This window comes from Pseudomonas sp. On1, assembly GCF_033783325.1.
Map to the genome: position 1 here is coordinate 14809 of NZ_JAWPOA010000001.1, position 17620 is coordinate 32428.

Here is a 17620-nt window from a genome sequence, read left to right on the forward strand (position 1 = left end):
GGCTATGCAGAGGCCAGACTTGCCTTGAATAGGCCGTCTAGCTTGTGGTTGTGATGTCGGGTTTCGATGCGGTGGAGCCAGCCTCTAACCTCCTCCAGTCCGTGTTCCTGAATGCCGGCATCGATGCGTCTGAAAAGCGCCTTCCAACTCGCGCAGTGCGCAGAGCGGCCATACATGCCGTTCCCTTGTTGGATCGATTCGAACATGCAGCCTCCCTGGCACTCCTTAACAAATGGGCAGGCCTGGCAGTCGGCAGAGAGCCGCCATGAACGGGCCGCCAGAGCTTCTAACAGTCCCGTATCGATTACACCGTCCAATGCATTGCCCACCCGAGATAACCCCGCGTCCGCCATTTCTTGGCACACGTGTAGGTCGCCATTAGGCTCCAAACTGAGAGACCGCTGAGTGCAGTCCGCCTGGAATGCGCAGGCATTTGGCATCTGGTGGGGACTGCCGGCGAAGGAGGCCACGCGCGCGGTGGTGAGGTGGAAGAAGGGCTCCACGATGATCGGGTAGCGCATAAACCAGTCGTCGAAAGTCTCTAGGAGTGCCTTCTTCGTCCGTTCTGACCCTTGAAGGGCTTGCCCAGGCGTCCCGCCCTGAAACAGCGGTCGAAGTGTCAGCATGCGGCCTTCTCGGGCGGCGAGCCGTGTCTGTTGCCGAGCAGAGGTTAAGCCTGACTGATCCAGGACGAAGACCGCGCCCGGGGTGCTCCGCTGTTTGCGAAGGTAATGGTCTGCCTCTTTCCAGATCAGCCGGTAGTTGTCCGCTGAGCCTTTCACTGTGCGCGCCTGGCTGAAATCGTCAACCGAGGTGCCAAGGCGGCCTTCGAACAGGTCGTATAGTCGACTGATTTTCTCCGGAGTGCCGATCAGGTTGCTCTGGGCACCATCCTGCATCTCTATCCCGTGCTGGGCGCACGCTTTTCGCAAATACCGAACGCACTCCTTCAGCTCTTGGAAAGGAACGGTGAGAATTTCGCCACCTATGTACTGGGCCGATAGGAACGTCGGCGCAGCCCCGAGCTGGGGGAGTGCTCGGTTGAGGATGAAGTCGATCGACTTCATGAAAGCGGCCGGCGACATCCGCGACGAGGCATTCTCCATCCAGCTGCTGCAGTAGCTGCAGTCAGCGTTACATGACTTCGTCATTCGGATGTGCAAGGTGAAGGGCTGATGGATCATGCAGCGAGCTCCATGGCAGCCATTGCCTCCCGGCACATCAGCACCACTTCATCGAGATGCGCGCCTCCCAATAGCGCCCGCACCTGGCTCCCTGCGGCTAGGTCAGCGATGATGTTTTCAACCAGGCGCGCGAGCTTCCATTGCTGCCGGTACCGGATTTCGCTGATCACACGCACTGGATCGAAAGCCAGGTACTGGTAGTTGCCAAACACGATGTGACGGAAAAGCTCCTCACCACCCTCCTCTGCAGCATCTGCATACCAGCTTTTTGGCGTATCGATCTGCGCGCCAATCGCATCATAGAAGAACAGGCGCTCGGCCCAAGACTTCCCGAACAGGACGCCTGGCATCATTTCTACAAGCCGGGGTCGGTCGAACTCATTGAAGAAGCTGTCGTAGGCGCCAGCGAAAGAATCCTCGATCAGGGGTACTTCCCGGCCGCGCTCAATGTTCGCGGTTGCAACCCGGAGCCGAAGCGCCCCTTCCCTCTTCCTGGCTTCCATCACTGCCAGGTACTTGGAGCGGTCGGTTTCAGCGCCAGCATTGGCCTTGGCCTGCAGCCATACCCGCTTTAGGCCAGGACAGTCTCCGTCGGCGATGATGCTGCGCAGGTTATGGTGAAGGTTCTTGTGCCACGCCCATCCACCGGAGCACACGACGGCAAACTCACAAGTGCCACACTCCTCGTAGGGCATGCTGTGGCGCACCAGCATCTCTGGGGCATTGTTGAAGATTGCCTTTTCCGCGAACCGCAGGTCCTGCACTGAGAGTGGTTCAGTTGGCTGTATCGCCTCGTCACCGGTGTAGCTGGAGTTGAAGGTCACCTCGCCGTTCTGTTCTACCTCGAGGTCGTAGCTGTCATTACCCGGGTAGTGGAAATGGGTCGCGGTAACAGACGCCGTCTCCATTTCCACCAACGGGCTGATGGTCACCCCATCGGGCACCAACCCGCTCAGAGCAAGGATGTAGTCGGACACTTCGCCGTAGGTACAAGTCTTGAGAAAGTAACTCTTGCCGCTGCCTGCCGGGTAGAGCATGTCGCAGGTGATATCGGTGATTCCGCGGCTGACGAACTCTTCGACGATGAACTTAGGCCCGCGCTCAATTACGGCCTTGCTCATGGTGATGCAGAGGGTTTTGCGCTTGATGCCGGTGATGGCCTCTAGCGTTTTGAAGTATCTGGGGAGAAGCTTGTCGTCCTTCAGGAACCGATTGGTGTCAGGTTCCCATGGAACAAACACATCCAACCCGTAGCCATATCGGTGGCCCATCTCGTTGAGAAGGCTGATGTACCCTGGGTCCTTGAAAATCAGGTTGGTACACCAAATGAGGGCGGCCTCGGCGTTGTAGTCGCGCTCCCATCCGGCCATGACCTCCAGTGTCCAGGGCAGATTTCTTTCCCAGTAGGCCAGCGGCATCATAGTCAGCTCGCCGCCGAGCAATTCGATGTTGATCTTGGTGACTTTCCGGTCTGCCTTGAACAGAGCTTCGATGCTATCGAAAGTCTTCCGGTAGAGGCCCTCGTCCATCATGGCCTTATCCCGGAGCAGCTCTGGCTTCACGTAGCAGTGGGTACAGCCGAGGTTGCAGAGGCGAGTTGGTGCAATACAGACGTTGAGCATGTCTAGGGCGTTATGCACGGCACACTTCTCCAGAGGCGGAAATAAACACCAGTGCCGAGTCCTTTTGATCCCCAATGTCGGCGCCGACAACGTGCGGCACTCGAAGACGCCTGGCGTGCTGCATGAGATGAGACAGCGCAGAACCTTCGCGAACGACAAGCGCGCCTGCGCTCGCTATCAGCGGGAGATAGCTCATTTCCGCTCGGTCAATCAGCAGTGCGTCCCCTGGTTGGAACTCATCTTTGCTGGCCAGCCGCAGGCAGATGCCTTTAGCTGGTACTCCCCATACGAAAGCGTTTAGCCCTAGATCTCGGCCATTACCTGCCAGTAGGTTGGCCAGCGGGAGAGGCCTGCTTTGCATTGCTACTGTTTCTAGCGCTGCCGCCCTGGAGTCAGTATCGGTACCAACTGAAACGTCTAGGGCTGACATGAGGGAGTCGACTGCCCCACGTTGCTCGATCTCGGCGAGCAATGGGCGCAAGCGCTTCAGTTCGTACATGACCTGCACCGCACATTCATCCTTCAGCCAAGCCATTGGAGAGTCGGTAGCCTGTATAACGCCGCCGAGAAGATCGTCTCCCTCCAGACTCGACTTACCCTGGATAGCGAAGCCATTCAGCGAAAGGCATCCCATGCGCTCAAGCAGATCGGCCCGGGCGTCTGCCTCTGCCTCTTCCAATGCCGCGCCAAGTACAGTCGAGGATAGTGGCCGCGAAAAACCCTTGATGCGCGCCCTGATACGGAGTTCAGTTGCCAGAGTCGCCAACCGGTTGAATCGCCCGTACACGTCCCGAATTCGACCTAGGTCGTGGGTGACCACTGCAATCAGCTGTTCTGTATCGGCAGAGAGGTCGGGGAGCCATAAAGTGCGCTGCGCCAGTCGTTCCCGATGCTCTGCTTCGAAAGCTTCAATGATCGCCGCCCAGGGAAATGCAATGGTCGGGGACATCCGGGTGTAGTCCACTTCCGAGGAAATGTCCTGATAGAGCGACAACATTCCGCCAATGAAAGACCTGGCTTGAACCAGCCGGTACCTGCCTACGGTCAGTTGCTCCCCCTTGATTGCGCAAGCGGCGAGTACGGCAGCTTCCAGCTTGCCGGTGTGTGCTACTGGAGCAACGACGAAGCGGCGAGTGCTTTTGGAGATACGGTGCTTGAGGCCTATTCTTCCGAGTTGGTCAGTGCTGACCTGCAGGATGGTCAGCTTCCCGGATACCGAGCGGGCCCACTCAATACTTGTGGCCCCCATAACTCGCTGCAGGCGCAGCAGCACCCGGCAGACAGCCCGGTCTCTCGGGTCGAGCCTTTTTACATCCCATATCGGTATTGCAAAACGCGACGTTGCCGCGGTGCCTGCCGTAACCTGGTCAGCATGGCCTCCTTCGCAAATGATCATGTGGTCATCTGCTTCGGTACCGAACATAGCCACCCCGAATGTTTGGCCTTGAATCCGGGGCTGAACGAAACACATACCCTCCTCTCCAGAGCGCTCTATCTCGGCAATGACCTGAGCGGCCGAGGCCCAGACCTGGTGCTCGCCGTCGGCGTATAGGGAGTCGTAGATTCCAATAGTCGTCGCCTCACAGCTCTCCGACCGTGCAGCAGAGCGAACAATAGTTGGCTTCATGCGCGCCCAGCGTGGGAGATGTCTACCCGTCGAATTGACCAGGGCAGGGGTGATGACGACGCCAGGCAGGACGTGGAAGCCATGCTCCGCAGCTTCGGCCAGTAAGCGAATCTTCTCTGGTAGGTCGGTAGGATGTACGCCCAATGGGACAGCGAACCGTCTTTTCCGATAGCGCCGGTGCGCCGTCCAGCAGAGAGCACTTAGAAGACCTGCCGTCAGCTGCACAGCTACAACCCAGTCCGTAGGCACGTCGGCTCGTACCCACTCTTCAAGGGTCCAGCTAGAAACCTGGAAGACGCCGAGTGCTGCAACCGCAACCAGCCCCTTAGCGGCCACCGTTGGAGTTGCGCAGAAGGCGATGGTCAACACTAGGGCCAGTAAGGCGCTGAACAGGAGATAGCCCTTTATGCCATCTCCCAGAAGGGAAACGGCCTTGAAGCCCGCCTCGCCAAGTTCATTGCGGGCCTTGGCCGAGAATTCGCGCCAACCGTCGTAGAGGTCGGGATTCGACAGTCGCTCTCGGCTAAATAGCTCCGGCTCAGTGTTGATGCCCAGCCAGCCGGCCCCCTTTTCCGACAGGTATTCGCCGGCCAACAGTGAGTGGTAACTGCTGCGCCGGTCATAGCCCAGTCCGGCGTAAGTGGCAGTAGGGTCCAGCTTGGCCAACTCCTCGGCCATCTGGCCTCTGGCGACCTTTTCCATGTCGATGTGGACTGTCCCGCGAATGCGTTCGCGGGTAGTTGCCCAGTCTGCAGCAGGCTGGAAGTCCAGAAACACGACACGAGGCTTGCGTTCTAAGTAGGAAAACGTCTCCGAGTTGCCGAATAGTCGTTCGTCATTCTTGAAATGCCGGTAGTACGGTGGCTTTACCAGAAGCTCATCCTCAGTCGGAAGGATGAACTGAGGATCGAGGCCTCGGGACCTGAGGAGAGTTAGGATTACCCAGGTATTACCGGTGAAGTAACCTTCCGCCGCAGAGATCAGGATAGGCCGATCGCCGATGGTGGCGACGATGTTATCCAGACCGGCGAGGAAGGTTGGAAGATCCGAAATCATGTCGCCATGAAGCCAGCCGTCATGTTCAAACTGGTCCCGGGTTGTGTCACTTATGATCTGCAAGCCAGGTGTTGCGGCAATCACCTTTGGGAATTGGCTTGGCAGGATGGCCCGAGGGTCTTCCTCATTTGCAAGGTGCTTCCAGCCGTATGGATGCAGAGATTTAGTGCCACCGACCAGAAATCGAACCTCAATACCGAGTCGGGCCTTCAGAGCCTCTGAGATAGCAGCGGCCGAGCTTCCATACTGGTCGATAAGCACCACTGGCACCGACGACTCACGAATCAGCGCCAGCAATTTAGCTGGGCTTTTGCCGAGCTCTTTTGCCGACACTCCATTTCCGAAATCCTGGAAGAACGGTTCAGGCATTGGGTCAATTCGAACCGCGCGGATGGTGCGCTTGGCCAAACTGTCGATGAACTCTGCCGGGTCCATAGCCGTTGGCATCTGCGCCTGCTCATCCAGAGCAACTTCCCGAAACGGAATCTCGGTTATGCGTTCAGCCGGCGAGCCTGAGTCGATGAAATTCGCATCCAACTGACTAGCCCGCTGATCATTGAGCACCAGCGCCAGCACGGCCAACCCAGCGGCGAATCCCAACGCCAAGCTTTTCACCTTGCCATGCTTGCCCGAACAGAATCGGAGGTACCCAAAGACGCCAGCGGCGATCAGTAGTGCAATTACCGTTGACGGTCCGCCGAGGAGCATTGCGCCACCGGCGATAACGACGGGGAAGGCTTGCGCGTTGCAGGACAGTCCCAGGGCACATGCGCCCAGAATCCAAGTCAGACGCATGTCATCCTCTCTTTTGTGATCTGCCAGTCCCTGATTGCCGCGTGCGCCTTTCGCGAAAAAGACACGGCCTGCAGGTGGATGCGTGATAGGTACTCGTAAGCATCCGGAGTCAGGAAATGGTCACGGCGCTGGTCCAAAGAGTCGGCAATGTCTGCAGGCACGGCGCAAGTCATCCCCCACATGATCAGGTCCTCGAACTTGAAGGACACTTCAAGCCCGCTGTTCCACCGTGGGAAACCGCCTACAACTTCAATTGGTAGGTCCATCCACTTGGCCAACTGCACGGCATCCAGGATGAAGCCAGACAGGTGGTGATCGGGCCGACGGCGAACAAAGTCCCAGATGAGGGCATCATCGATCCCAAGGGAGTGATAATTGCCGGCCAGCGAATGCGCGATGATGGAAGCTTCCTCGCCGAAGCGACTTAGTCCACCCTCGAAGATGACTTGTTTGCCCAGGCGATCGTAGAACCACAGCCGCTGCCGGACGGTGCAGCCGAAGAGCATTTCGGGTATCACCCGCACCACGACGGCAGATCTCACTGCATCAAAATAGCCCTCGTAGTCGTCGACATAATTGGTTTCGAAGAAGGCTGTGGCCTCGCCGGCAGCCGCCCGTGCGATAGCTCTGATCCTTCTCTCGCGGCGGGCATTGCCGTATCGCGTGACACCCACTTGGTCGAAGCTGGTCTGAGCCTGCTTTTCCCATAGCTGGAAGAACCCTGGGCAACTGAACTCCCCTTCCGGAGCAGCCATGTACTTTCCGAGCACTTCAGGTGAGAGCTGCTTGTGAGGGTACCAACCGGAGTTGCAGGCCTGCAGGTAGGCACACCCTCGGCAGAAGTCATGCTCGTAGGACAGTTTTGCATCGAGCTCGCTGTTGTTCCCCCAAACCACCTTCAGCGCGGCATTCCGATCCCAAACATTCAGGTTGATGTATGGGCGCACCGCTTCAGTACCGGTTTGGTTCGGGTTCAGCGATAGCTCCCCGCGGTGATCCCAGTGGTACTCGTAGGCGTCGTTGAGTGTGTTCTGAGAACGGGAAAGTGTGCGGAGAGACTTCCTCATGTCGTCCAGATGGTCGACAGTCAGGCCGTAGGGAGCGCCAAGTTCAGTCAAATCCTCAATGAAACGGGCCACGTCACGGTAGTACGGCTGCGCTCGATCAAAGTAAGACCGGCCTGATCCCCACGGGAAGATCATGTCGCAGGTCACGTCGCTGATCCCGCGCTTCACGAAGGTGTCGATGATGTACTGCGGACCAAGGTCTATGAGGCCCTGCCCCATCACCAACACCAGGTTGAGCATGTTGCACTCGCCCAGCGCTTCGATTCGTTCAAGGTACTTGGGGAAGATGGCCATGTTTTTGCCGAACCGGCCACTCTCTGGTCCCTCGAAGGGGATCGCAATGTCCATTGCGGGATGCCCCTTGAACTGCCTAAGCAAATCCAGGTAGCGGTCATCCTTCCACATGAGATTCGAGCAGAAGGTGAACTCGGTAGGCGTGCCGGCAGCATTCAGGTCGGAAATTCGGTCCAGAACCCAAGGTAAGTTCCGCTCCCAGAATTCGAAGGGCATCAGCGTCGCCTCACCCCCCAGCACGTCTAAATGCAGATAGGTGACGGACTGGTCGAGATGGAATGCCTCGACGATAACCTCCACTTCGCGACGGAAGGTTGTCTCGTCTATGTATTCCTTGCGCCTGAGCAGGTCTGGTTGGATATAGCAGTGCTTGCAGGCCAGGTTGCAATTGAGATTGGTCGAGATGGTGGTACTCATCATCTCGATCGACCGATTGCGTGGAAGGGCGTAGGGCAGAATGTTCATGCCCTAATAGTGGAAACCGAGTGCCCCTAATTTGGAAAAAGGGATGCTAAATCGGGTTCCGCATTTTGGTGGATCTCAGCGAGGCCTCGCGCCGGAGTTGCATCGATACGAGTTTGATCTCTGGCTCAGGGTGCTCTCCGGAAGGGGTCCCCGCCGGCGAGGGATGGGAGAGCACCCAGCGCAGCAGTTGAGTATTGTGGCCGGCCAGAATGAGGTCCTTGTCCTTCACTTGCAGGCCCTGGGCAAGTAGAGAGGTTTCCTCCACGATTGTGGCCAACTGGTCATCTGGCGAGGTTCTCACCCACTCCCAGACCATCGCGGGGTCCAGCTGCAGAGCCGGGGTGTCCCCGTATACCAGGTGCTCAATCACCAGACGTTTCAGATCGTTGGAAAGGTTTCCAAAATCGTCACAGCTTAGGTTTATCGTTGCTCCTACAGCCTGGTACGCCCAGATTCGCTCCATGAGCGGTCTGCCGATTTGGGCTCCAGGGTTCAGAGCAACCCGAGCATTCTCCACCTGCTTTAGCCAGGCGTAAAAAGCCAAGCCTTGGCCGGCGATCTCGTCATGGACCTGTTTGGATGTGACGCTATCCGTCGGTGACTTGAGGATGGCACGCATAGCTTCATGGTGAGTGTTCATCCGTGTATCGAACTCCCCGAATCGATCCTTCACTTTCGACCAGAGGCGCTTGTAGCCAGGGCACTCAGCTGAGTCCCATGCTCGTACATCCTCCGGTTCGGCAATTCGATAGTGGTACCAGCCGCCCGCGCAGTAGGAGTGGAACTCACATTGGAAGCAGTAGTCGTGGTAGCGGGAGAGTTTGTTATCCAGCTCCGAGGTGTTGTCCGCAAGAACCTTGAATGCCCAATCCGGATCGTCGATGTAGATCCTGGTGTCACCGAAGGCGGCCTCCGAAGTGGTCTGTGAGGCATTGAAGCTGGTGAGGCCGTCTGGCTCAACCGCCAGGTCATAGCGGAAGTTGCCGATGCACTGATAGCTGGTGCCTCGGAACATGGCGCTCGTCATCTCGTCTGCCGGCGTGAAGGTGATGCCTTTAGGCGCTATCTCGAAGAGCCTGCACAGGTAGTCACTCATCTGGGCGAAGCTGATCATGTTCGGCTGCCAGAACGCCTTGCCTGAGCCGTAAGGGCTGATCATCTTGATGCTGAAGTCGGTGACACCCAGCGGCAGGAACTGCTCCAACAGATAGTCCGGCCCCAATTCGACCGTGGTCTTGGTGAGGATGACGTCGAGGATCTTTTGCCGCACCTTCAGGGCGCTGACAGTCTCGCGCCAGGCGGGCATCAGCTTATCCCGCTTACCGAAGCGGTTGGTTTCCGGCTCCCACGAGGTGTAAACGCACATTTCCGGCCAATCGCCGTACTGGTTGAACAGGTCGATGTAGTCGGCTCGCCTGCGCTGGTCAGAGAAAATGAGGTTGGAGAGGACGTTTACCGAGCCCGGTGTCTTGAGTTGTGCGTTGAAGTCCCGGCATTGCTCTAGGGCGAACGGCAAATTTCGACGCCAGAACTCGACTGGCATCTTGGTGATCTCGCCACCGATGATCTCCCACTCGACCTCCTCCAAACCGCGGTCCAGGGCTACGAGGTCTCGGACACGGTCGAATATCCCCCTGAAAACCCCTTCCTCCATCTCGACGGGATTGGCCAACTCCGACGGATCGATGTAGCAGTGAGTGCACCGCCGATTGCACCATCGGGTAGCGGTGATGCTGATGTTGGCCTGATTCAACCGGGATTGTTTATGCACAGCGCATCTTCTCCAGTAGCAGGTCCCACATTCCCTTCCCACCCGCGCACTCCCCAGAGCCATCGGTGACTGGCACATGGGCGGGTCCGCCGGAGCAGTAGCTGAAATGAGGGCAGGACCTGCAAGGCAGGAGACGGCGCCGTTCGGCAATAACTCGGGCCAGGCGCCGGGGTGATGAGAGCAATTCGTCAAGAGGTGCGTCTTGGAGGTTTCCAAGGAACGTCCCTTCGAGATCGGAATAGAGGGGGTTTGTCGTTACAGATCCGTCCGGGTTCAGGGTCAGAAATCGATCTTCTGACAGGACGTTGAATTGGTTGTTGGCCTCGCCGGCTACCTGTTCCAGTGCGCCGATGGTAATCCCGGCGTCTTTAAGCTGCCGGCCATGGGTGGCTTCCAGCGTGTGAAGGAAGGTCCAAACGGCTGCATAGCTTGCGGTGAGCGGGAGCTCCGGCGCCGAGGATGCTTGGTAGATTGGCTCTGCCAGGAAGGTCCGGAAATCAACAGAGATGTCGAACTCCCAGACCTTAGCCTTCGTGGCGAGCATAAGCTCCGCCAACGCGGTCGGGCCGCGCTTGATGGTTTCGGAATTGAGTTCGACGTTGACGGTACACACCACACCCGCATCCCAGAAGCGGTTCAGGCCAGTGAGGAAACGCCGGGTATACAGATCTTCTGAGCCCGATAGGCTGAACTTGTGCCCTAGGGCGAACGTTGTCTCAACCTGGCCGTTGAAAGCCGAATGAGAGAGATCAATGAGCCAATTGGGGACAGAAAAGCAGTTGGTCACCATGGTCTGGGAAGCGTGTGGGAGTAGGCCTCGGGCCTGGTCCACGTACAACTGCATGCGACTAGGGCCCACGATCGTTGGCTCTCCACCTTCCCAGATCAGGGTTACCGGCCGGTCTGCCCAGAAATCGGATGTCAGGAAGGCTGCAAGCGTGTAAGCGGGGAGTCGCTCACCGGCGGCCCGGTTGGCCTCGGTTAAATAGCAGCGCTTACAGTCAACGTTGCACTGGCGAGTTACGTTGATGAACCCAACTGCTTCAGATTTTGCCATCACTCCCCCTATCCCCCATCCCATTGAGATGAGGGACCGATCAGCCGACAGCGATAAGGCCGCTGGTGGGTGCAGGTACCGGTTTGGGTTCTGGAGGCGGAGGCGGGCTCACATGGTTTCCAGCCTCAAGAACTGCTCGAATCATGGAAAGAAACTCACCAGTGGCCAGCGCTGCAATCTTCGGCTCAACGTCCATCGCCACGGCTATGCGCGACGCAACGGAACCAGGTTGAACAGTTCCGTGATCGAGGTTGATACGCTCTTGCACCTGCAGGGTGGACTCGACGCCTGCCCATGCCTGGTCCATCTCATCGATACCGAATGCTGCAGCAAATGCAGCCCCTAAGGCATTGGCGAGTTTGGCCTGGCGGGTATTCACCGGAGGGGTAGCCTGCCCCTCAACCGCGGGCTCATCCGGTGGTAGGTACTTATCCAATACCGTGTGGACGCCGTGCTTCAGCTCGTACAGCATGCCGGCAGCGTTGGACAGGCTAAGCCCCGTGGACTTACTCACCATCCGAATGAGATTGGGCAACGGTGTTCGTAGGTCGAGCTCTTCCTCCAGGATGCGCGCTCGGGAGTCACGGAACTGCGCTTGCTTGAGGTGAATTGCCTTGGCCACCTTTTCGAGGATCTCATTGAAAGCATCCTCAGTCCCAAAGTGCTCCATGATGACGTCGTGAATTACGACTTTCACGTGCTCCATAACCACTTCAGGCATGCCATCGGTGAATAGGGTATTCATCATCTCGTCGGTCGAGATGGATGCCGGAATGTGCCCTGCCGCCACACCGAAAAGGTATTCGAGGTAGCCATCGATTGGCGCGACACGGATATTCGATTGGGGCGAGGCAAGCCACATCCTCCCGTAGGTACGGAGTACCTCGCAGTAGCGTTCCACTTTCTCGTCGACGACGGTGGTGTGCCCTGGCGGGAGCAGGTTGATGTTGAAGCCCGAGGATTCAGCGTGCATCAGCAATTCGTCGGGCGATACGGAGCAATCGTAAGGGATGTCGATCGACACCGAATTGAGACTGCCGGCAGCCAAGATCAAGCTGAACGTGAAGTCGTCGCTGGGAAGGTCCGGTGAGTCTGGGTGACTCTGCGCGCGCAAGCCCAAGTGACAGGCATCGCGAGGGATGCGCTTGAGCGTCGTGTCGCACTCTATGTTGAAGTACGAAACGTCCCGCTTGATCTCGTGCTCGGGCGAAGTCTGAAGATGGCTGGACTGTGCAAGGAAGATCCCTTCAAGGTCCGAAACTCTCATTCCAACTTGAACTGTCATGGAACCCCCAATCAGCGCCAGCCACGCGAGCCATGGCACGCGCCGTGGCAGGCACCATGACAAGCGTTATGGCAATAACCCCAGTCGCCGATCCGGGTGGAGTCCATATCTTTTGCTGTGGCTGTGGCCGCCAGCAGCATGTTGTCTATGCCGCCCACCATGTTGCCCACGACGATCTCGCTCAACACCTTTTGGTGTTGTTCAACCATAGGCTTGATCGGGTTCATCTCCAGGATGGCGCGCAGACGGGCGATTTCCTTGTCTGCAGCGAGATCTTCAGTCGACTGCTCCACAGTGAATGACTTGTGAGTTTCGGCGTAAGCGCTGGCGGTCAAGGCGCTGACCGCGATTGCGACCATGACTCGATTGCCGGTGAACTGCTTCATCTTCCCCTCCATTTCTACTTGCCCATAGGGCAGATTCTTACCCAGCGATTGCTATCAATCCGGGGTTGTCTCTGGTTGCAATGTGGTCATTCAGAAGCCTGAACGTCATGTATCCCCCTGCACACTCCTGGCTCTCGTCCATTCGGGGCGTGGCCATACAACCTGAGCTACAAATAGGCTTGAACTGGCAGGTAGTGCAGTCCATTTGACGCTCCTCTCGGGCAGCCTCAAGCTGGGTGTGCTCCACCACTGCCACTCCAACCGCATTCCGGTTATCCCGCTCCGAGGTCAACGCAGTACAGGCGGAGTAATAGCCGTTCTGGTCGAACGTATGGAATCGAGTATCACAAGCGCCGGAGAGACACCCGTAACCTCCTCTCTCACCGCGGCGCAGTCGTTCCACGCTGGCGATAAGCCCATCCAGCGGAGAGATGTTCAGTTCCTGCCGACCTTCCCGCTGCTGAGACATGAAGCGGCTGTAGGCCATGGCAAAGCGTCCAGTCCACATGCTGTAGTCGCGGTTCGTGACTCCGAGCCAATCCCAGTTGGTTATCGCATATCCAGTTCTGGTCAGCCTCTCAAAGTGGGCCAGTGAAATTCCGCGCTCGAGAAGGAAGTCAATGAGGTCAGTTGGGTTCCTGAACCTGTTGATCAGTGGTTTGGTCACCGTGATGACCATGTACGGTGTCAGCTGAAGGCTTTGGAGTGCGTGGATGTTGGCCCAGAACTTATTTTCGAACTGCTCGTTCGATTCGGGACGTCCAGCCCTTAGAAGGCGGATCTCCGGGTCCCAGGACACCCCGACAATGCCATCAAAGAACTCGTGATAGAGCTCAGCCCAACGTAGGTCGAAGGTCATCAAGTTCGTCTGAAGCGAGAAACGCACGTCGAACTCGGACAGTTCAGTCTTCAAAAACACAACTGTTTTGCGCATGAACTCCTGACCAACCAGCGTTGGCTCCCCCCCGTGGAGCTGGAACAGCAGGACCTGGCCTGGTCGAGCAAAAGAGCGGACCTTCGTCGGAATCTGCTCGATATTTTTCCAGTCCATCCGCTTCGGATTGTTGGGGATGAAACAGTGTTGGCAGTGGAGATTGCATGCCTCGATGAGCCGCACATAGATCATGTGATCGAAGTCGGGTGCCCCCTTGCTCATGCGATGCGCTCCAGCCCGATGGTGTACGGGTCAAAGGGCAGCGCGCCTGCCGCGGACAGGTAGCCGGTAGCAAATCGGCGCCCCTCCTCGTTGGCAACAAACTCTTTGACTTTCGCTAGGTGTGATCGATAGCCGGCACACTCCCCTGCACCGGTATGAACCTGGTGATCGGTGATTGGGCAGCCGCTCTTGCACCACGACCGGAACTCGCACTTACGGCAGTGATTCTCGATGTGGTCGATGTGCTGAACCTTGATCCAGCCCAGTCGTTCAGGGCTGGATTGGAAGGCATCGATGCCGTCCTGGACCTTTGGCCAAAGGTCCGTCTCGTACTCCATCCGATCCGGGCAGGTGTTGAGCGCCCCGTCGGGATTAATCACTAGAAAGTCGCGCTGGCAGGTTCCGCCCCAGCGCTCGCCGGGTTGGTTGTGCAATACCCCACCAATGGCTGCTGCCACGGCATTGTTTGTTACGCAGGAACCGGTCCGTCGTAAGTCTTCTATCGACACATCGAACAGTTCGCTCAGAAAATCGCTGTGTTCCTTGTTGCTTGGACGGTCTGCGTCGGCCCCGTAGGGGTTGTACCGCTCGATGTTGAAATGGGTGAACCCGTGTTCCTTGAACCACCCATAGATCTCCGCTACTTGAGCAAGCTCATTGCGCGTCGGCACCATGATTGGGCCCACGTGAAGACTATGGGAGCGGGCCAGGTGGACCTTCTCCAGCCACAGATCGATGTACTTGCTATTGGAGCCCTGTATGGTGCGGCCGCTGAAGTCGATAGAGGAGCCGACGAAGCCATCACACCGCTCCTGCAAAAATGGGATGTGTGAACGACGCAGTGGAATGAGCGAGGTCTGGATGGCTTCCTGAATTTCAATACCGGAGAGGCCGCGCCGCACCTTGTCCGAGAGATCCATGAGTACCCCGGCACTCATACTTAGCGGCTCGCCTCCGTGGTACAGGATAGAGACTCGGTCGTGCCCCTCCCGTTCGGCCAGGTTGCGGATCAGATCCAAGCTGTCCTGGAGGGTAGCCTCCGACATACGGGACTTATTGGCCCGCACATCCTCTGGGAGGTAGCAGAAGTCGCAACCTACGTTGCAGAAGTTTGTTGGCTTGAGATAGACCTGAAGCATCAGTTCACCCACCCGTATGCGGAGAGTCGCGCGCGGGCGCTATCGGGAGTGATGCCGAGCTTGTAGAGAATGCGGTCAGCCTCACCAGTCACAACTGACTGCTTGAGACGATTGAAAACCATCTTCCAGCTCTGGCAATAGCCGAACTTGCCCCCCATCCCTTTTTCGAAGAGCACCGCATCGCGGGCACAGCCGCCCTCGCATTCGGTGAAGTGCGGGCACGTCTTGCAGTCTGGTGGAAGGTTGACTGCTCGCCCCATGATTTCTCGGGAGGCAGGTGATGCGGTCAGCGCGGGGGCGATGTCGGCACCCGAGTAGAACTTAACCTCAACCGGTTTCGCTTCCTGCACCTCACCGGTAAGGATGTTGCCGAAGCGAAAGCGCTTGTCGCCGAAATCGCTGAATTCGCTGCAGTTATACACCGAGCCGTCAGGGTCGATGGTCAGGAACCGACCTCCACAGGACTTGGTCCAGGGGCAGAGCATGCTCTTGTAGCCAGCCACCTTCTGCAGCATCAAGTCCAGCGGCGTGATGCGGAAAACCGGTACTTCATCGATCCAGCGGTCGTAGAGATCGACAAGCATCTGCCCATAGGTCGCAGGGTCAATGAGCATGCCCGCCTCCCTGGCACGACCAGCGGGGTAGGCGTAGTTGAACCGGATGTCGAATCCAGCCGAGCCATATGAGAGGGCTCGCTCATACATGTCCATTGCGGCCGTGGCCGCCCCTTCGTCGTAAACGCCGATTACGAGCGGTCGAAAGTCGTCGGCGATTACCTGGTCCATTGCTCGCCAGAACAGACGGTCATACGTCTCAGCGGAGCCTTTAACCGTGCGGTATTTCTTGTAAGGGTCGAAACTTGTAGAGACCCGGCCCTCAAAGATTTCCGAGAACACTCGCTTCCAACGATCGGACTTGTACCCCAGAAGGTTGGTTTGGATTGCAAAGTGAACGCCACCATGCTGAGCCAATGCGTACTCAGCGCACGCTTCGAAGAAATCGGGGCCCATGAGCATTGGCTCGCCGCCATGCCAGATCCAGTCGATATTTGGTGTGAACGATGGCTGCAGGCGATCAAACATCCGCTTGAAATCATCAAGCGACCAGCTGCCCTCGCCGTCAGGGGGCGCAGAGCAGTAGGTGCAGTCCGCGTTGCAGTTTTTGGTTGGCTTAGCGATAACGACTGAATATGGCATTAGGGGTAATAGCAGTAGACGTCGACAAGCGACTGAAGGTTGTTCCGCTCTACCTCAGAGCCAATGATGTTCGTCGAAACGATCCAGTAGCTACCGTAGTCGAGGAGTTTGTACTCGTAGCCGAAGGCCCCGTGGTTTACCTCTCCCTCCTGCCAGCCACCACGCATTGTTCCTGGGCGCAGAGATGCTCTTGCAGATCCTCCGCCCGGGCACGCAGGCTTTATAACTCCGTCGCTGTGTCGGACAAGGTAGGTTCCCTTCTGCACGAAATTCGGAAGCAGATCGATGAGGTTGGCGTTCCCCCGTTGACGAAGGGTTACGTTTTCAACCGAAAGGTTGGTCCCATTCTCGATGGCCACCTCGCCGCCATAGGGAGTGCTGAGGATCAAGCGCCCAGCATCCGTTTTTACTCGAGCATCCGCACCACCGTTGTTCAGATACATGTTCGAAACTTCGTTGATCGAATTGCTCCCAAGCAACAACGGGGTGCGCATCCGATTCATCTCAGGGTCACCGGTGTAGACTCGAGACAGCTTAGAGTTTAGTGCGGGCTCACTGCCTGGAATCCCGATCGTTGAGCGAATGGTGTACGTCGCTGCATTGCTGATCACTGTCCCAGGCAGGTTGTTCGCAACTACACCATCCCAGTCTTGAGCAATGCTTTGGGTGATCGAGAAAGTGTTTGCATTGCAAGCTGGGGTAACTGCCTGGTTGTACTTGTTGGTTGCGCTGATGCCGGCAAGTGTTGGTGGAGAGGTGCTCTCAAGCACGCTTTTGGCATTTGCACAGTTGCTTGCTTGGCCTGGCCACGAGCCATTCTGCATGCGGTATGAGCGTGCAGCGTCCAGAAAAGACTGAGTTTCCTGCGCAGTCAGGATTGCACGCTTCTGGTTGAGCTGCTCCATGTACCTGGGTGTGGCATAGACAGCAATCATCGCCATCACGGCCAGCACAATCGCCAGTTCAATCAGCGTAAAGCCTCCCATCGAGGCCTGGGAATTAGCGCGTCGTTTCTTCATGGAGGATTCGCTTCTGGTAAGTAACCCAGGCGGAAGAGGAACTCTGCACTGGCCTGGTTGTGATGATAATCCGGGTGTTTGTCCCGACGTTTTCCGTGGTGTATCCACCGTAGTTGTCTTCCTTGAAAGGCAGATCTACGGCGACGTAGCAACGCTGTGAGTCGAACTTGACGAGGATGTTTGAGCCAAGCGGGTTGGTAGCCGGCAAGCGGTAATCGGCACTCAACAGGTTCTGAAGATCCGCTGTTTTCGACCAGTTGGTAAGAGATCCATAGGTATGGGTGACCTTTAGGTTCGCCCCGACGGTCGAGGACACGGCTTTAGTCCTTGCTATCTCGCAGACAGGAATCAGGTTCCTTGCTTGCTCAATCGAGGAGTTGATCTTGCCCTGCTGATACTTCTCCATTGCGCCTGGAAGGAGCGCAACCGTCATGACCGCGACAATTGCCAGGCAGACGGCTAGTTCGATGAGGGTGAAGCCGCGGGAGCGAACCATAGCCA

13 protein-coding genes are annotated in these 17620 nt (G+C 57.3%); all 13 read right to left on the reverse strand.

The window, feature by feature from the left end; all coding sequences use genetic code 11:
• Positions 1-2 precede the first annotated feature (2 nt).
• From R5C80_RS00080 to R5C80_RS00140, 13 genes are read right to left on the reverse strand one after another with little or no spacing between them, the layout of a single operon-like run.
• Positions 3-1184, reverse strand: coding sequence for an SPASM domain-containing protein (locus R5C80_RS00080; RefSeq protein ID WP_319049622.1), 1182 nt, complete (start codon positions 1182-1184; stop codon positions 3-5).
• Entirely contained in the window at positions 1181-2824 is a 1644-nt protein-coding gene (locus R5C80_RS00085; RefSeq protein ID WP_319049623.1) for a radical SAM protein, read from the reverse strand. Before R5C80_RS00085 ends, R5C80_RS00080 begins: the two co-directional genes overlap by 4 nt.
• Positions 2817-6284, reverse strand: coding sequence for a PEP-utilizing enzyme (locus R5C80_RS00090; protein WP_319049624.1), 3468 nt, complete (start codon positions 6282-6284; stop codon positions 2817-2819). Before R5C80_RS00090 ends, R5C80_RS00085 begins: the two co-directional genes overlap by 8 nt.
• Positions 6275-8110 carry a radical SAM protein gene (locus tag R5C80_RS00095; protein ID WP_319049625.1) on the reverse strand — a complete coding sequence of 612 codons (1836 nt, stop codon included), beginning with the start codon at positions 8108-8110 and terminating at the stop codon, positions 6275-6277. The genes R5C80_RS00090 and R5C80_RS00095 overlap by 10 nt, the downstream gene beginning before the upstream one ends.
• A 46-nt stretch (positions 8111-8156) precedes the next feature.
• On the reverse strand, positions 8157-9881 hold the full coding sequence (locus tag R5C80_RS00100) for a radical SAM protein (RefSeq protein WP_319049626.1): 1725 nt from the start codon (positions 9879-9881) through the stop codon (positions 8157-8159).
• Positions 9874-10938: a hypothetical protein gene (locus R5C80_RS00105; RefSeq protein WP_319049628.1), complete on the reverse strand. Its 1065-nt coding sequence runs from the start codon at positions 10936-10938 to the stop codon at positions 9874-9876. Before R5C80_RS00105 ends, R5C80_RS00100 begins: the two co-directional genes overlap by 8 nt.
• A 40-nt stretch (positions 10939-10978) precedes the next feature.
• Positions 10979-12205, reverse strand: a complete 1227-nt coding sequence (locus R5C80_RS00110) for a hypothetical protein (protein WP_319049629.1) — start codon at positions 12203-12205, stop codon at positions 10979-10981.
• Between the two features lie 29 nt (positions 12206-12234).
• Entirely contained in the window at positions 12235-12609 is a 375-nt protein-coding gene (locus tag R5C80_RS00115; RefSeq protein WP_010792555.1) for a hypothetical protein, read from the reverse strand.
• Between the two features lie 37 nt (positions 12610-12646).
• A complete protein-coding gene (locus tag R5C80_RS00120; RefSeq protein ID WP_319049630.1) occupies positions 12647-13765 on the reverse strand; it encodes a radical SAM protein in 1119 nt (372 codons plus the stop codon).
• Positions 13762-14904, reverse strand: coding sequence for a radical SAM/SPASM domain-containing protein (locus R5C80_RS00125; RefSeq protein WP_319049632.1), 1143 nt, complete (start codon positions 14902-14904; stop codon positions 13762-13764). The genes R5C80_RS00120 and R5C80_RS00125 overlap by 4 nt, the downstream gene beginning before the upstream one ends.
• Positions 14904-16100, reverse strand: a complete 1197-nt coding sequence (locus tag R5C80_RS00130) for a radical SAM protein (RefSeq protein ID WP_010794340.1) — start codon at positions 16098-16100, stop codon at positions 14904-14906. Before R5C80_RS00130 ends, R5C80_RS00125 begins: the two co-directional genes overlap by 1 nt.
• Entirely contained in the window at positions 16100-17119 is a 1020-nt protein-coding gene (locus R5C80_RS00135) for a type II secretion system protein (protein WP_319049633.1), read from the reverse strand. Before R5C80_RS00135 ends, R5C80_RS00130 begins: the two co-directional genes overlap by 1 nt.
• Positions 17100-17615 carry a type II secretion system protein gene (locus tag R5C80_RS00140; RefSeq protein WP_209419126.1) on the reverse strand — a complete coding sequence of 172 codons (516 nt, stop codon included), beginning with the start codon at positions 17613-17615 and terminating at the stop codon, positions 17100-17102. The genes R5C80_RS00135 and R5C80_RS00140 overlap by 20 nt, the downstream gene beginning before the upstream one ends.
• Between the last annotated feature and the right edge of the window lie 5 nt (positions 17616-17620).

What these genes read in the sequence shown, in the direction of transcription:
- R5C80_RS00095 (WP_319049625.1), bottom strand. Translation starts at nt 8,110, where the DNA reads ATGAACATTCTGCCCTACGCCCTTCCACGCAATCGGTCGATCGAGATG.
- R5C80_RS00110 (WP_319049629.1), bottom strand. Translation starts at nt 12,205, where the DNA reads ATGAGAGTTTCGGACCTTGAAGGGATCTTCCTTGCACAGTCCAGCCAT.
- R5C80_RS00090 (WP_319049624.1), bottom strand. Translation starts at nt 6,284, where the DNA reads ATGCGTCTGACTTGGATTCTGGGCGCATGTGCCCTGGGACTGTCCTGC.
- R5C80_RS00125 (WP_319049632.1), bottom strand. Translation starts at nt 14,904, where the DNA reads ATGCTTCAGGTCTATCTCAAGCCAACAAACTTCTGCAACGTAGGTTGC.
- R5C80_RS00080 (WP_319049622.1), bottom strand. Translation starts at nt 1,184, where the DNA reads ATGATCCATCAGCCCTTCACCTTGCACATCCGAATGACGAAGTCATGT.
- R5C80_RS00135 (WP_319049633.1), bottom strand. Translation starts at nt 17,119, where the DNA reads ATGAAGAAACGACGCGCTAATTCCCAGGCCTCGATGGGAGGCTTTACG.
- R5C80_RS00120 (WP_319049630.1), bottom strand. Translation starts at nt 13,765, where the DNA reads ATGAGCAAGGGGGCACCCGACTTCGATCACATGATCTATGTGCGGCTC.
- R5C80_RS00140 (WP_209419126.1), bottom strand. Translation starts at nt 17,615, where the DNA reads ATGGTTCGCTCCCGCGGCTTCACCCTCATCGAACTAGCCGTCTGCCTG.
- R5C80_RS00130 (WP_010794340.1), bottom strand. Translation starts at nt 16,100, where the DNA reads ATGCCATATTCAGTCGTTATCGCTAAGCCAACCAAAAACTGCAACGCG.
- R5C80_RS00115 (WP_010792555.1), bottom strand. Translation starts at nt 12,609, where the DNA reads ATGAAGCAGTTCACCGGCAATCGAGTCATGGTCGCAATCGCGGTCAGC.
- R5C80_RS00105 (WP_319049628.1), bottom strand. Translation starts at nt 10,938, where the DNA reads ATGGCAAAATCTGAAGCAGTTGGGTTCATCAACGTAACTCGCCAGTGC.